The 14,178-nt window shown below is 51.7% G+C and carries 12 protein-coding genes; 6 read left to right on the top strand and 6 right to left on the bottom strand.

What is annotated here, in order from left to right; translation table 11 throughout:
* Positions 1-85 precede the first annotated feature (85 nt).
* Positions 86-2,278, top strand: a complete 2,193-nt coding sequence (locus tag LY264_RS04905; protein ID WP_048225311.1) for a type I secretion system permease/ATPase — start codon at positions 86-88, stop codon at positions 2,276-2,278.
* Positions 2,265-3,638, top strand: a complete 1,374-nt coding sequence (locus tag LY264_RS04900) for an HlyD family type I secretion periplasmic adaptor subunit (protein WP_053069286.1) — start codon at positions 2,265-2,267, stop codon at positions 3,636-3,638. The genes LY264_RS04905 and LY264_RS04900 overlap by 14 nt, the downstream gene beginning before the upstream one ends.
* 41 nt (positions 3,639-3,679) lie before the next feature.
* On the opposite strand, the gene LY264_RS04895 is transcribed toward LY264_RS04900, so the two are convergent.
* Positions 3,680-4,285, bottom strand: coding sequence for a helix-turn-helix domain-containing protein (locus LY264_RS04895; RefSeq protein WP_048215661.1), 606 nt, complete (start codon positions 4,283-4,285; stop codon positions 3,680-3,682).
* Positions 4,286-4,740: 455 nt separating this feature from the next.
* Here LY264_RS04895 and LY264_RS04890 point away from each other — a divergent pair, with 455 nt between their 5' ends.
* The 3 genes from LY264_RS04890 (at position 4,741) to mutS (ending at position 8,812) form a co-directional block, all read left to right on the top strand.
* On the top strand, positions 4,741-5,526 hold the full coding sequence (locus LY264_RS04890) for a winged helix-turn-helix domain-containing protein (RefSeq protein ID WP_048225313.1): 786 nt from the start codon (positions 4,741-4,743) through the stop codon (positions 5,524-5,526).
* Complete coding sequence (locus LY264_RS04885; protein ID WP_003825820.1) at positions 5,526-6,038, top strand: hypothetical protein; 513 nt, start codon at positions 5,526-5,528, stop codon at positions 6,036-6,038. Before LY264_RS04890 ends, LY264_RS04885 begins: the two co-directional genes overlap by 1 nt.
* Positions 6,039-6,244: 206 nt before the next feature.
* Positions 6,245-8,812 carry a DNA mismatch repair protein MutS gene (gene mutS, locus LY264_RS04880; RefSeq protein ID WP_048225315.1) on the top strand — a complete coding sequence of 856 codons (2,568 nt, stop codon included), beginning with the start codon at positions 6,245-6,247 and terminating at the stop codon, positions 8,810-8,812.
* 92 nt (positions 8,813-8,904) lie between these two features.
* Here the strand turns inward: mutS and LY264_RS04875 are convergent, their stop codons facing one another.
* From LY264_RS04875 to LY264_RS04865, 3 genes are read right to left on the bottom strand one after another with little or no spacing between them, the layout of a single operon-like run.
* Complete coding sequence (locus LY264_RS04875; RefSeq protein ID WP_032944812.1) at positions 8,905-9,141, bottom strand: non-oxidative hydroxyarylic acid decarboxylases subunit D; 237 nt, start codon at positions 9,139-9,141, stop codon at positions 8,905-8,907.
* A gap of 10 nt (positions 9,142-9,151) precedes the next feature.
* Positions 9,152-10,579 (bottom strand): non-oxidative hydroxyarylic acid decarboxylases subunit C, encoded by a 1,428-nt coding sequence (locus tag LY264_RS04870; protein WP_048215658.1) that lies wholly within the window; start codon positions 10,577-10,579, stop codon positions 9,152-9,154.
* Entirely contained in the window at positions 10,579-11,172 is a 594-nt protein-coding gene (locus LY264_RS04865) for a non-oxidative hydroxyarylic acid decarboxylases subunit B (protein WP_048225317.1), read from the bottom strand. The genes LY264_RS04870 and LY264_RS04865 overlap by 1 nt, the downstream gene beginning before the upstream one ends.
* A gap of 160 nt (positions 11,173-11,332) precedes the next feature.
* On the opposite strand from LY264_RS04865, the gene LY264_RS04860 reads away from it, so the two are divergent.
* Positions 11,333-11,737: a MarR family winged helix-turn-helix transcriptional regulator gene (locus tag LY264_RS04860; protein WP_048225318.1), complete on the top strand. Its 405-nt coding sequence runs from the start codon at positions 11,333-11,335 to the stop codon at positions 11,735-11,737.
* Positions 11,738-11,879: 142 nt separating this feature from the next.
* Here the strand turns inward: LY264_RS04860 and rpoS are convergent, their stop codons facing one another.
* On the bottom strand, positions 11,880-12,872 hold the full coding sequence (gene rpoS / locus LY264_RS04855; RefSeq protein ID WP_000081498.1) for an RNA polymerase sigma factor RpoS: 993 nt from the start codon (positions 12,870-12,872) through the stop codon (positions 11,880-11,882).
* Between the two features lie 62 nt (positions 12,873-12,934).
* The gene (gene nlpD / locus LY264_RS04850) at positions 12,935-14,017 is read right to left on the bottom strand and encodes a murein hydrolase activator NlpD (protein ID WP_223849051.1); all 1,083 of its coding nucleotides are present in this window, start codon (positions 14,015-14,017) and stop codon (positions 12,935-12,937) included.
* Between the last annotated feature and the right edge of the window lie 161 nt (positions 14,018-14,178).

Genomic DNA, 14,178 nt, shown 5'->3' with positions numbered 1-14,178 from the left:
TATTAATCCCCAATAAATCTCTGACCTGCACGCTTATTATTAGCTTGCTATTATTTAATAGTGCACGGTCAGAATGGTTGCGAAAATGAGTGCACAAGCCGAATTATTAAATGACGTCCCTGAGAATTACGCTAACCCTAATTCTCAACATCACGACCCACGTAGTCACAATGACGACCCGTTATTAGATAGCTTACTGATTCTGTGTTCTCTGCACGGTAAACCGGCGAGTCGTTCAACATTAAGCAGTGGCCTGCCATTAGAAAACGATCGGCTCACGCTAAATATATTTCCACGCGCGGCGGCAAGGGCCGGTTTAAAGGCGCGAGTCGTCACGCGCACGCTCGATAAAATTCCGGCAATGTCTCTGCCTGCTGTCTTGTTATTGAATGCAGGGGGAACCGGGGTGTTGTTGGCCTGGAACGATGACGGTAGCGCCCGTTTTATGCCCAGCGAAAGCGAAGGTGGGGAAATTTGCGTTGATGCTGCCACGCTTGAGCAAAACTATGCGGGCAAAGTCATTTTTGCGCATCCGCGCCACGAATTCGATTTGCAGGCAGAGGCCTTTTTGCCGCGCACCAAATCCTGGTTTAAAGACACGCTGAAGCTGTCGCGTTTTCTGTATATGGATGCGGTATTGGCCAGTCTGTTAATCAACCTGATTGCGCTCGGCACACCGCTCTTTACCATGAATGTGTATGACCGCGTCGTGCCAAACCAGGCAACGGTCACACTATGGGTGCTGGCAGTCGGCATCTGCCTGGCTTTTGTCTTTGATCTGATTTTAAAAATGCTGCGCGGTATCTGCCTTGATATTGCAGGTAAGAAAAGCGATCTCATCATCTCTTCGACCCTGTTTGAGCGCATTGTCGGTATGGAGATGAAAGAGCGTCCGGCACGCGTGGGCAGCTTTGCACAAAACATTCACGAGTTTCAGTCACTGCGTGATTTCCTCTCATCCCTCACTTTGACGACGATTATCGATTTGCCCTTCACCCTGTTACTGCTGATTGTTATTGGCATTATCGGCGGCGCGCTGGCATGGATCCCGGTACTGACATTACCGATTGCCCTATTGTGCAGTTGGGCACTACAAAAGCCGGTCAACGCTGCTGTGGCAAAAACCATGAGCCTCGCCAGCGAACGTCAGGCGCTACTGATTGAAACCCTGAGCAGTCTGGATGCCATCAAAGTGAATAATGCCCAAAGCGAACGCCAGTTCCAGTGGGAACAAACGCTGGGCAGCCTGAGCCGTCTCGAACTGCGGGTGAAAACCTTGTCCAGCCTGGCCAGCAACCTTACCGGCTGGTTCCAGCAAATTTCAGGCGTGGTGATGATCATCGTCGGGGTGTACATGATTATCGACGGCAAACTGAGTATGGGTGGCTTGATCGCCTGCTACATGCTTAACGGCCGGGCACTCATGCCGCTGGGTCAGCTCACCGGCCTTATCGCCCGCTATCAGCAGGCGAAACTGACCATCAAAAACACTGAGAAAATGATGTCGCTGACGCAGGAGCGCCGTGCGGATGAAAACCCACTCAAGCGTGAACAGTTACAGGGCAGCATTGAATTTCGCGATGTGGATTTCAGCTACCCGGAGCAACAAAACCTGTCGCTGCACAAAATTAATCTGACCATTCAGCCCGGTGAGCGCATCGGCATTATCGGGCGTAGCGGTTCCGGTAAAAGTTCGCTGAGTAAACTAATCGTCAATTTATACCAGCCGAGCGCCGGGAACCTGCTGATCGATGGTATCGACTCTCGTCAGCTGGATGTGAACGATCTGCGCCACAGCATCGGCTACGTGCCGCAGGATATCCAGCTATTCAACGGCACGCTGCGCGATAACCTGCTGTGCGGAGCGCGCTATGTCGATGACGAAACCATGCTGCGAGCGGCAGAACTGGCTGGCGTCAACGAATTCGCACGCCTGCATCCCGACGGCTATAACCTGCAGGTCGGCGAACGCGGCTCCCAGCTTTCCGGTGGGCAACGGCAGGCGGTGGCGCTCGCGCGCGCACTGTTGCTTGATCCCCCTCTCCTGCTACTGGATGAACCCACCAGTTCAATGGACAACACCAGCGAAGAGAAGATCAAACACGCGCTGGCCCCCTGTATTGCGGGAAAAACATTATTACTGGTCACGCACCGCGCTTCCATGCTGTCGCTGGTTGACCGTCTGATTATTGTTGATAAAGGTCGCATCATCGCAGACGGTCCGAAAGGGGTAGTGATGGATGCGTTGAAAAAGGGGCAAATTAATGCGTCTCGCTGATCTCCTGACTCGTGCCCGCAGTCACATGCAGCACTATTTTCGCGGTCGTGATGAAAATCAAACCGACAGTATTAATGAGGTTAGCCAGGCCATAATTGATGATGCCCCAAGAGTGATACGACTGACGTTGTGGGTGATCCTCGCGCTGGTGGTGCTGTCCTTCATCTGGGCTGGTTTTGCAAAAATTGATGAAGTGACACGCGGTGAAGGCAAAGCGATCCCTTCATCAAAACTGCAAAAAATCCAGAACCTGGAAGGGGGAATTGTCACCGAGCTGTACGTGCATGAAGGGCAAATCGTTAACGCCGGAACTCCACTACTGCACCTCGATGACACGCGCTTCGCCTCCAACGTTGGCGAAACTGAAGCCGACAAACTCGGTCTGCGCGCCAAGGTAGAACGCCTGACGGCTGAGGTTGAAAGCCGGGACTTTGTGATTTCACCCGAGATAGCCAGCCAGGCGCCGGATGTCGCCCGGGGAGAAACCGAGCTGTACAACAGCCGTCGGGAACAATTTCACAACGAAATTTCCGGGCTTGAAGAACAGCTGGTACAGAAAAAACAGGAGCTGCGCGACTTTGAGTCAAAGGAGGATCAGTTTAAGCACAGCCTCGGGTTAATCCGTCAGGAAATCAAAATGTCCGAGCCGCTGCTCGCTTCAGGCGCCATTTCAAAAGTCGAACTGCTGCGCCTGCGTCGTACCGAAGTGGAAACCGCCGGGCAGCTCAATTCTATTAGCCTGTCGCTGCCCAAGGCCACGTCAGAAATTAAAGAGATTGAGAATAAAATCGGTGAAAGCCGTGGCCGTTTCCAGAGCGATGCGCTGGCCCAACTCAATGAAGCTCGCACCAATCTGAGTAAAACCCAGGCAAGCGTTAAAGCACTGGAGGATCGGGTGAACCGTACCATGGTCACCTCACCGGTGCGGGGTATCGTCCAGCAGGTGATGGTGAATACTATCGGCGGCGTCATTCAACCGGGCAGCGATCTGGTGGAAATCGTTCCGCTGGATGACAAACTGTTAATCGAAGCCAAAATCCAGCCGCGCGATATCGCCTTCCTCCATCCGGGTCAACATGCGATGGTGAAATTTACCGCTTACGATTACACCATCTATGGCGGTCTGCAAGGCGAAGTAGTGCAGATAAGCCCGGACACCGTTACCGACAAGCAGGGGCGAAGCTTTTATATTGTGCGTTTGCAGACGGACAAAAATTACCTGGGAACAAAAGAGCATCCGATGCTGATCATTCCCGGCATGGTGGCGAGCGTCGATATTCTCACCGGCAAGAAAACGATTCTGAGCTACCTGTTAAAACCGATTATTCGCGCACGCGCGGAAGCACTCAGAGAACGTTGATCGGATGCGCTCCCTTACATTTTGCCGGGGAGCGCATGAATTTATAACGGCGTGCAAAAAGAGAGCTTTCCACGATTCAGGGTGATTTTCCCGTCATTAACCAGCTCCTGTAACACCTTATGGATGGCACTACGTGAAATATGGTTACGGGTCAAAATAAAAGTATACACGGATGTTTTCTCGCGAACCTCTGGCTCCATCGACCAGATATATTTTACGTGTTCAATAATCTGCTCACGAATAGTACGGTGCGACTGCAACGCTTCACGCTGAAAATAACGTTGAAGATGATGCGTTAAGATATCAAACGCCTGCTTCCATAAGTTTTTGGTCGTAAACAGGTGATCGGCATTTTGTACGCTCATCGCCCACATTTCACAATCGGTATCACAACGTAAATAGTGACCAGCCACTTCCGTACGCATTTGTGGCAGGCCGAGAATAGCAGGTGCAGAAATACTCACCGTGACTAAATCGTTTTCCACACGATAAACAGAGACAGTCCCTTTCTCCAGAAATAAGATATGTCCATCGGTCTTCAAATCAATACGCTGACGTTTTTTACGTAATGACAGCCAGGCATTATCCGACTTCTTCATTTCATCGCCAACGAGCACTACAGCATTTTCAATTTCTTTCTGGAACATGGGACTCTCTACCGCAAATTATGGCTTAGTCAAAAAGATGGTTAAATTTACTCGGCACTAAAAATAAATGTCAGCTCGCAAACAAGCTGACATTTATTCCCATCTACATCTACCACCGGCATTCCCTGGTGCCATTGACGCGTTAAGGTTCATGCTGTTTTCGCGTGGTGGTGCCAGGCAGTATATGGCGCTGTCCATAAAGAATTAATGGCAATCATCTTTGTCGACATTTTTTCATCTTTCTGTTCTTTGCAGAGTAGCCAAAAAGATACAATCAATTGATTTTAATGAATTTTATTTTCATTAAAAAGTTTTCATTCTTGTTATATCATGATACCAATTTGCAACACTTCGCGGTTCTCGCTGTGGAATCAGGTCCATGCTGGTGGTCTTTATAGGCTCAGTGGTATCATGACTAAACAACCACCAGACGCATCATCAAGAGTAGAGACAATATGTCTGAGACTGGCAATGTCAGTTATCTGATTGAAAATAGAATAATATTTACGCCAGCCACACAATGTCTGGCGCGGGTAGATCACCCCAATCAGCGGATAAAACTCAAACACTCAGCGTCGTTATGTCTTTTATTACTTATTCAACATCGCGGGCAAGTGGTTTCTCAAAACGAATTACTGGAATTCGGTTGGGGTAAAAATCACCGGCAGGTGAGTTTCAACGCCTTTTATCAAAGCATTCTCTCGTTGCGTAAAAGCTTACTGCAGCTGGAGCTTGAACAACCGCTGATCACAACGCTCCCCCGCAAAGGGCTGATCATTCAGGAAGAGTTTGATATTCAGGTCATTGAAACACCGGAGGAGAACTCTGCTTCTGCTGAAGAATCCTTAGCGCCAGATGCCACCATTGAGGAATTTTTGGCTGACACACCGCGTCAACCTTTGATAACGGCTGCAGAAACAGTAATGTTGGCACTTACCCTGATAATTTGTGTGCTGATATTATATCCGTGGCAAGCCAGCGATGATTATTTCTCCGGCTATATTACTGCGGATAAAGCACCCACTGACTGTCAGTATTATTTCAATAACGATGCCAGTAATTTCTCCCGGCATACCGCGTTTATCGACAAAAACCCAGGACTGTGTCAGAGCCATAAATTTATCTATATCACGACCTATCCTGAGTCTAAGAAACTGTCCGTACTGGTGTGTCGCTCACCGATAAAAGCCAGGCAAGAAAATGCCTGTCAGTCGGTATATTACCCACGGTATGATAGCTAATGAACTTATATCCCCGAACGTCCCGCATCCAGACAGGTATTATCCTGCTGCTTTGTTTTGCTGCGCTTATTCTTACTGTCGTCTATCGGTACAGTAAGAACAATGGCGAGTTACATGATCTCACCTGCCGCTCTGCCATCGAAATTGTACGCAATACAAGCTCGTTCCGAGGGATTATTGATATTAAAACCGGGGGCAGTAAAGGTATTGTGAATATTGATGGTATTATCAAAGATGCCGAAAATAATGAGCAAACCGTGCAACGCATGGTACTTTTTACACAATCCAGCTACGGCTCAAGCCCGGTCTGGATTTCACAGAAAATCCAAATTTCCAATCGAGAAACGGCTCCCGCCAGCCTTATTCAGGAACTCCTCCCCGATTTTTTCCTGACCAATACCAGCGTATCCAACGTCGATTTTTTTGCACTGAACAGCGCGACATACCTGATTACCAAAGAGGGGATCCCCTATCTGTACTGCCAGAATTATGCTTTGCCGGAAAATGAATAATCAATAAGCGTTCTGGCGGCAAAACCTACGGATGAATCTCAGTCGTTGTCGGTGATAAGATAGACCATTCAGGTCGAGCCAACGCTCGTCGTTACTGCCCTTCAGGCGGCTTTCGAATGACAAATTTGTGGGTTTATGTGAGTTTCCAGGGGCTCACATGAGACTCCCCTGGTACCCAAAAAGATTAAAAAAAGAGCAAAAGCGATATGAAAGAGTCACTTGATACGGACTTCACGAACCACACCCCAATGATGCAGCAGTATCTCAAGCTGAAAGCCCAGCATCCGGAGATACTGTTGTTTTACCGCATGGGCGACTTTTACGAACTGTTTTATGACGATGCGAAACGTGCGTCTCAGTTGCTTGATATCTCCCTGACCAAACGCGGCGCGTCTGCGGGCGAGCCAATCCCGATGGCGGGCATTCCTCACCATGCGGTAGAAAACTACCTCGCCAAGCTGGTCAACCAGGGTGAGTCCGTCGCTATTTGTGAGCAGATTGGTGATCCGGCGACCAGCAAAGGTCCGGTCGAGCGCAAAGTGGTGCGTATCGTCACGCCAGGCACCATCAGTGATGAAGCGCTGTTACAGGAACGCCAGGACAACCTGCTGGCCGCTATCTGGCAGGACAGTAAAGGTTATGGTTACGCCACGCTGGATATCAGCTCCGGGCGTTTTCGTGTTAGCGAACCCGCCGACCGCGAGACCATGGCCGCAGAATTGCAGCGCACCAATCCAGCTGAACTGCTGTATGCCGAAGATTTCGCTGAAACTTCACTGATTGAGGGACGTCGCGGATTACGTCGTCGTCCACTATGGGAATTTGAAATCGATACCGCTCGCCAGCAGCTAAACCTGCAGTTTGGCACACGGGATCTGATTGGCTTTGGCGTGGAAAACGCCCCGCGTGGATTATGCGCGGCAGGCTGCCTGCTGCAATACGTAAAAGATACCCAGCGTACCTCGCTGCCGCATATTCGTTCCATCACCATGGAACGTCAGCAGGACAGCATCATTATGGATGCCGCCACGCGCCGCAATCTGGAAATTACCCAGAACCTGGCGGGCGGTGTTGAAAACACGCTGGCTTCAGTACTCGACTGCACCGTGACGCCGATGGGCAGCCGTATGCTCAAACGCTGGCTGCATATGCCGGTCCGTGACACCAAAGTCCTCACTGAGCGCCAACAGACCATCGGCGCGCTACAGGATTCCACCGGTGAATTGCAACCCGTGCTGCGTCAGGTCGGCGATCTGGAACGTATCCTTGCTCGTCTGGCCCTGCGTACCGCGCGCCCGCGCGATCTGGCCCGTATGCGTCATGCCTTCCAGCAATTACCAGAACTGCGCGCACAACTGGAAAGCGTAGACAGTGCCCCCGTGCAGATGCTGCGCGAGAAAATGGGTGAGTTTGCTGACCTGCGTGAACTGCTGGAACGTGCCGTAGTGGAAGCTCCACCTGTGCTGGTTCGCGATGGTGGCGTCATCGCCCCCGGCTATAATGAAGAACTGGACGAGTGGCGAGCGCTGGCTGATGGCGCAACTGACTATCTGGACAGACTGGAAATTCGTGAGCGCGAGCGCACCGGCCTTGATACGCTGAAGGTTGGGTTTAACGCCGTCCATGGCTACTACATTCAGATCAGTCGCGGGCAAAGTCATCTGGCGCCGATTAACTATGTGCGTCGCCAGACCCTGAAAAATGCCGAACGCTACATTATTCCGGAGCTGAAAGAGTACGAAGACAAAGTTCTGACATCAAAAGGCAAAGCGCTGGCGCTGGAAAAACAGCTGTACGATGAGCTGTTCGACATGCTGCTGCCGCACCTGGCTGATTTGCAACAAAGCGCCAGCGCGCTGGCAGAACTGGACGTACTGGTCAACCTCGCAGAACGTGCTTATACCCTGAATTACACCTGCCCGACCTTCACCGACAAGCCTGGTATTCGTATTACCGAGGGACGTCATCCGGTGGTTGAACAGGTGCTGACCGAGCCGTTTATCGCCAACCCACTTAACCTCTCGCCTCAGCGACGGATGCTGATCATCACCGGCCCGAACATGGGGGGTAAAAGTACCTATATGCGCCAGACTGCGTTAATTGCGCTGCTGGCCTACATCGGCAGCTACGTTCCGGCGCAGAAAGTGGAGATCGGGCCTATCGACCGCATCTTTACCCGCGTGGGCGCGGCGGATGATCTGGCCTCCGGTCGTTCCACCTTCATGGTAGAAATGACTGAAACCGCCAACATTCTGCATAACGCCACTGAGAACAGCCTGGTGCTGATGGATGAGATTGGACGCGGCACCTCCACCTACGACGGCCTGTCGCTGGCGTGGGCGTGCGCGGAAAATCTGGCCAATAAAATCAAAGCATTAACGTTGTTTGCCACCCACTACTTCGAACTGACTCAGTTACCGGAGAAAATGGAAGGCGTAGCAAATGTGCATCTTGATGCGTTAGAGCACGGCGATACCATCGCCTTCATGCACAGCGTACAAGATGGTGCGGCGAGCAAGAGCTATGGTCTGGCGGTAGCTGCCCTGGCAGGTGTACCAAAAGAGGTTATTAAACGCGCGCGGCAAAAACTGCGCGAACTGGAAAGCATCGCGCCGAATGTTGCTGCGACCCAGGTCGACGGCACACAGATGTCGCTCCTGACAGCTCCGGAAGAAACGTCGCCCGCTGTTGAAGCACTGGAAAATCTCGACCCGGATTCGCTAACGCCTCGCCAGGCGCTGGAGTGGATCTACCGGTTGAAGAGTCTGGTGTAACGCCGTAATGCCCGATAGTGATACACTTATCGGGCCTGCAAAATATCGCTGTATTTAGGCCGGGTAAGGCGAAGCCGCACCCGGCGTGTTGATTAGCGCTTATCTTCTGCCAGCAGCGGTGGAATACTTGGCACCATCGGTGCGTCATCAATATCCTTCTGCGTCATGCGAAACGCTTGCGGGTAGTGCTCGCGGCTTGTACGGCGTAGCGGCTCAGTATCACGCCAGGTGTATAGACAATGCTGGCACTGATATACCGTCCAGACACCTTTTACCGGCGAGTTTGCCATCACTTCAATATGTTCATCGGCACAACGTGGACAAATCATCTGCTACTCCTTATTTACGGTTGGCCAGCATGGCGGTCAGTTTTTCTGCCCAGGCTTTCGTTTCCGGTAAATCACATACCGGCTGGCTGTAGTGCCCACGGTTATCCGGCGCAACCGGCGTGGTCGCATCAATAATTAACTTGTCGGTAATCCCCGCCGGACTGGAACCCGGATCAAGCTCCAGCACCGACATATTCGGCAATTGCACCAGATCGCCCGCCGGATTGACCTTCGAAGACAGCGCCCACATCACCTGCGGCAGGTTGAACGGATCTACATCCTCATCAACCATAATCACCATTTTCACGTAACCCAGGCCATGCGGCGTCGTCATTGCGCGCAGCCCCACCGCGCGGGCAAAGCCGCCGTAGCGTTTTTTGGTGGAGATAATCGCCAGCAAACCGTGGGTATACATGGCATTCACCGCCTGCACTTCCGGGAATTCGGCTTTCAACTGTTGATAAAGCGGTACGCAGGTTGCCGGCCCCATCAGGTAGTCAATCTCCGTCCACGGCATCCCCAGATACAGCGATTCAAAAATAGGTTTGGTGCGATAAGAGACTTTATCGATACGCACGACCGTCATATTACGTCCACCGGAATAGTGCCCGGTAAACTCGCCAAACGGCCCTTCGATTTCACGCTTACGACCTTCAATGACCCCTTCGAGGATCACTTCTGAACCCCATGGCACGTCAAAGCCGGTGAGCGGCGCGGTAGCGATCGGATACGGGCTTTCACGCAGTGCTCCCGCCATTTCGTATTCCGACTGATCGTACTTCAGCGGCGTGGCCCCCATCAGGGTGATGATCGGATCGTTACCCAGCGTGATGGCAATCGGCAGATCTTCACCACGCTCTTCGGCTTTATGCAGGTGCAGCGCGATATCGTGCATCGGCACCGGCTGCAGGCCAAGCTTGCGTTTACCCTTCACTTCCATACGATAAATGCCGACGTTCTGTTTGCCAAAGTTGTCCGGATCCAGCGGATCGCGCGACACCACGCAGGCTTTATCAAGATAGAAACCGCCGTCGCCATCGTTCAGGCGAAACAGCGGCAGAATATCAAACAGGTTGATCTCATCACCATCAACACAGTTTTCAGCCCACGCCGGATTGGCGCGACGCTCCGGCGTAACCGGAAATTTATCCCAACGGCGAATAAACTCATCAATCTGTTTTTTCACTGGGGTATTTGGCGGCAGGCCTAAAGAGATGGCGTGATTCTGCCACGAACCAATAGTGTTCATCGCCACACGGGCGTCGGTAAAACCACGAATATTGTCAAACCACAGCGCTGGCGCACCGTCACCAATGCGTCCGGTCGCATTGGCTGCCGCAGCCAGATCCGGCTCGGCGTTAACTTCTTCACTGATTTTCAGCAATTGTCCCTGGTCGTCCAGCGCTTGTAAAAAGCTGCGCAAATCATCAAATGCCATTATTCATTCTCCTGTGAAAAATTCTGCGCCTGCCGTAAACCCTGCCAGCGACGGGCGTTGGGGTGTTCCAGACCAAACTGATCGAGCACACGCGCAACGATATGCTGAGTGATGTCATCGACCGTTTGCGGGTGGTTGTAATACGCGGGCATGGGCGGGACCATCGCCACGCCCATGCGGGAAAGCGCGAGCATGTTTTCCAGATGAATAGTGCTAAGCGGCATTTCACGCGGAACCAGCACCAGCTTGCGCCCTTCTTTCAGCACCACATCGGCAGCGCGCCCCACCAGCCCTTCCGCGTAGCCTGCACGAATACCGGCCAGGGTTTTCATACTGCAGGGGATAATGATCATGCCGTCAGTGCGAAACGATCCAGAGGAGATGGTCGCCGCCTGGTCCGCCGGGTTGTGGCAAAAATCGGCCAACGCAGACACATCGCGGACGCTGTACGGCGTTTCCAGTTCAATAGTGGTTTTGGCCCACTTTGACAGCACCAGATGGGTTTCCACCTCGGGCATTTCTCGCAGCACCTGCAATAGCGACACACCAAGGGGAGCGCCGGTTGCCCCGGTCATTCCGACAATCAGTCTCATTTAGCCTCTCAATTTTTGTTCGTACACGAACGTTTTGATTAAAATACTCTCACATAACATTTCGGGCAAGGTCATCGAGCACAGATCGCTAAAGCCGCAATTGTTAAAAAAAGATGCGTAACCCGCTATGATAGAGACTGACAGGAATTCCGGAGCGCTCATGCCGTTACGAAATAAAGCATTTCACCTTTTACGTCAGCTCTTCCAGCAGCATACATCCCGCTGGCAACATGAATTACCGGACCTGACCAAACCACAGTATGCGGTAATGCGCGCCATTGCTGAACGTCCCGGCATTGAGCAGGTTGACCTGACCGAAGCCGCAGTCTGTACCAAGGCAACCCTTGCGGAAATGCTGAGCCGAATGGAAAAACGGGAGCTGGTCAGGCGTGAACATGACCCGGCAGATAAGCGTCGACGGTTTGTTTATTTGACCGCGCAAGGAGAAGCATTACTGGCCAGCGCAACTCCGTTAGGCGATAGCGTGGATGATGAGTTTCTGGGACGATTATCTGATGAAGAACGTGAGCAGTTCAAACGTCTGGTGCGTAAGATGATGAACTAATCTGCCGGATGGCGACATAAATGTCTTATCCGGCCTACAAAGTCCAGCTCCCCGTAGGCCTGATAAACGCAGTGCCATCAGGCAACAAACATAGAAAAAGGCCAGTCCCAATGAGACTGGCCTTTCTTGATAGAACTTGTGCTTACTCGCGGAATAACGCTTCGATATTCAGTCCCTGAGTCTGCAGGATTTCACGCAGACGACGCAGACCTTCAACCTGAATCTGGCGAACACGTTCACGGGTGAGACCAATTTCACGGCCCACATCTTCCAATGTCGCAGCTTCGTACCCCAGCAGACCAAAACGACGTGCCAGCACTTCACGCTGTTTGGCGTTCAGTTCGAACAGCCATTTGACGATGCTCTGTTTCATATCATCGTCTTGCGTGGTGTCTTCCGGGCCGTTTTCTTTTTCATCGGCCAGAATATCCAGCAACGCTTTTTCGGAATCGCCACCCAGCGGGGTGTCTACCGAGGTAATACGCTCGTTGAGTCGGAGCATACGGCTGACGTCATCAACCGGTTTATCCAGTTGTTCAGCAATCTCTTCTGCGCTCGGTTCGTGGTCCAGTTTATGCGACAACTCACGCGCGGTACGCAGATAGACGTTCAGCTCTTTTACAATATGAATCGGCAGTCGGATCGTACGGGTTTGGTTCATAATCGCCCGTTCGATCGTCTGGCGGATCCACCAGGTTGCGTATGTTGAGAAGCGGAACCCGCGTTCCGGGTCAAACTTCTCGACTGCACGGATCAGTCCCAGATTGCCCTCTTCAATCAGGTCCAGCAATGCCAGACCACGATTGCCATAACGACGAGCAATTTTCACCACCAGACGCAGGTTACTTTCAATCATGCGACGGCGGGATGCGACATCCCCACGCAGTGCGCGACGCGCAAAATAAACTTCTTCTTCGGCTGTTAACAGTGGTGAATAACCAATCTCACCAAGGTAAAGCTGAGTCGCGTCCAACACACGCTGTGTGGCCCCCTGCGATAACAGCTCTTCTTCAGCCAGGTCGTTATCACTGGGTTCCTCTTCACTCAAGGCTTTTTCATCAAAAGCCTCTACTCCGTTCTCATCAAATTCCGCATCTTCATTTAAATCATGAACTTTCAGCGTATTCTGACTCATAAAGGTGGCTCCTACCCGTGATCCCTAACGGAACTAGCACGTGAAAGCCTGGTTCCGCCGAATTATCGCTGCGGTAAATAGCGCAGCGGGTTTACGGATTTCCCCTTGTAACGAATTTCAAAATGCAAGCGTGTTGAACTGGTTCCGGTGCTACCCATGGTAGCTATTTTCTGCCCCGCCTTGATTTCTTGTTGTTCCCGGACCAGCATTGTATCGTTATGGGCGTAGGCACTCAGGTAATCATCGTTATGTTTGATGATAATAAGATTACCGTAACCGCGCAGTGCGTTACCGGCATATACGACGCGTCCATCTGCGGTCGCGACAATAGCCTGTCCTTTACTGCCTGCAATATCGATCCCTTTATTGCCACCTTCAGTAGCCGCGAAGTTTTCGATTACTTTGCCGTCAGTCGGCCAGCGCCAGGTAGAGATTGGCGAGCTGGTTGACGTTGAGCTTGCAGTTGATTCGGTTGCGCTAACTGCTGGAGCCGTTACAGGCGCTGTGACAACGGTCCCAGCAGGCTTGTTGTTCGGCAACATTTTATTAGCACTTTGTTCACCTGAATCCTCAGAATACGTAATTGTTGGTTTCGAAGCAACAGCAACGGTGGAATTTTGTGCAGGGTTGGTCACAACTCCTTGCTGTGCTGCATCCGCCTGGGTGATGGCATTCCCACCAGTAATCGGTGTACCCGACGCGTTGCCCACTTGCAGAGTTTGACCGACATTCAGGCCATACGGGGCCGGAACGTTATTGCGTTGTGCGAGATCACGGAAATCGTTCCCGGTAATCCAGGCGATATAGAAAAGGGTATCGCCTTTCTTAACAGTATAGGTACTGCCGCCCGTATAGCTACCTTTCGGAATGTTCCCATACTTACGGTTGTACACAATACGACCGTTTTCCATCTGCACAGGTTGTTCCGCAACAGGCTGGATCTGTGTTGACTGTGTGGTCGGACGCTGCACCGGCTGGATCTGTGGCGTTTGCTGTACTGTCGACGTCGAGCCCATTTTTGGTGGAGGCGTAATCAGCATGCCGGAATTGGTGTTCGTTGATGCACCGCCATCAACGGAACTGACCGGTGCAGGTGGATTCGAGGTATTTGAACAACCTGCCAGCCATAATGAAACCAGTGACAATGCCGCAATGCGGCGAACGGTAAATTTGTGGCTTCCCGCGCTCATTTATCCCCCAGGAAAATTTGGTTAAAACCAGTGACGTAATCACCGTGCAAGGCATCGGACTGGGCACTGGAAACGTGACCACGATACGCTTACTAATTCCAGAATATCCAGGAAAA

The sequence above is a fragment of the Citrobacter portucalensis genome (genome assembly GCF_023374935.1).
Lineage (GTDB): Bacteria > Pseudomonadota > Gammaproteobacteria > Enterobacterales > Enterobacteriaceae > Citrobacter > Citrobacter portucalensis.
This window is presented reverse-complemented; position numbering and strand designations above follow the sequence as displayed.

Coding starts and splice junctions, on each gene's coding strand:
- LY264_RS04905 (WP_048225311.1), top strand. CDS start 86: ATGAGTGCACAAGCCGAATTATTAAATGACGTCCCTGAGAATTACGCT.
- LY264_RS04900 (WP_053069286.1), top strand. CDS start 2,265: ATGCGTCTCGCTGATCTCCTGACTCGTGCCCGCAGTCACATGCAGCAC.
- LY264_RS04895 (WP_048215661.1), bottom strand. CDS start 4,285: ATGTTCCAGAAAGAAATTGAAAATGCTGTAGTGCTCGTTGGCGATGAA.
- LY264_RS04890 (WP_048225313.1), top strand. CDS start 4,741: ATGTCTGAGACTGGCAATGTCAGTTATCTGATTGAAAATAGAATAATA.
- LY264_RS04885 (WP_003825820.1), top strand. CDS start 5,526: ATGAACTTATATCCCCGAACGTCCCGCATCCAGACAGGTATTATCCTG.
- mutS (WP_048225315.1), top strand. CDS start 6,245: ATGAAAGAGTCACTTGATACGGACTTCACGAACCACACCCCAATGATG.
- LY264_RS04875 (WP_032944812.1), bottom strand. CDS start 9,141: ATGATTTGTCCACGTTGTGCCGATGAACATATTGAAGTGATGGCAAAC.
- LY264_RS04870 (WP_048215658.1), bottom strand. CDS start 10,579: ATGGCATTTGATGATTTGCGCAGCTTTTTACAAGCGCTGGACGACCAG.
- LY264_RS04865 (WP_048225317.1), bottom strand. CDS start 11,172: ATGAGACTGATTGTCGGAATGACCGGGGCAACCGGCGCTCCCCTTGGT.
- LY264_RS04860 (WP_048225318.1), top strand. CDS start 11,333: ATGCCGTTACGAAATAAAGCATTTCACCTTTTACGTCAGCTCTTCCAG.
- rpoS (WP_000081498.1), bottom strand. CDS start 12,872: ATGAGTCAGAATACGCTGAAAGTTCATGATTTAAATGAAGATGCGGAA.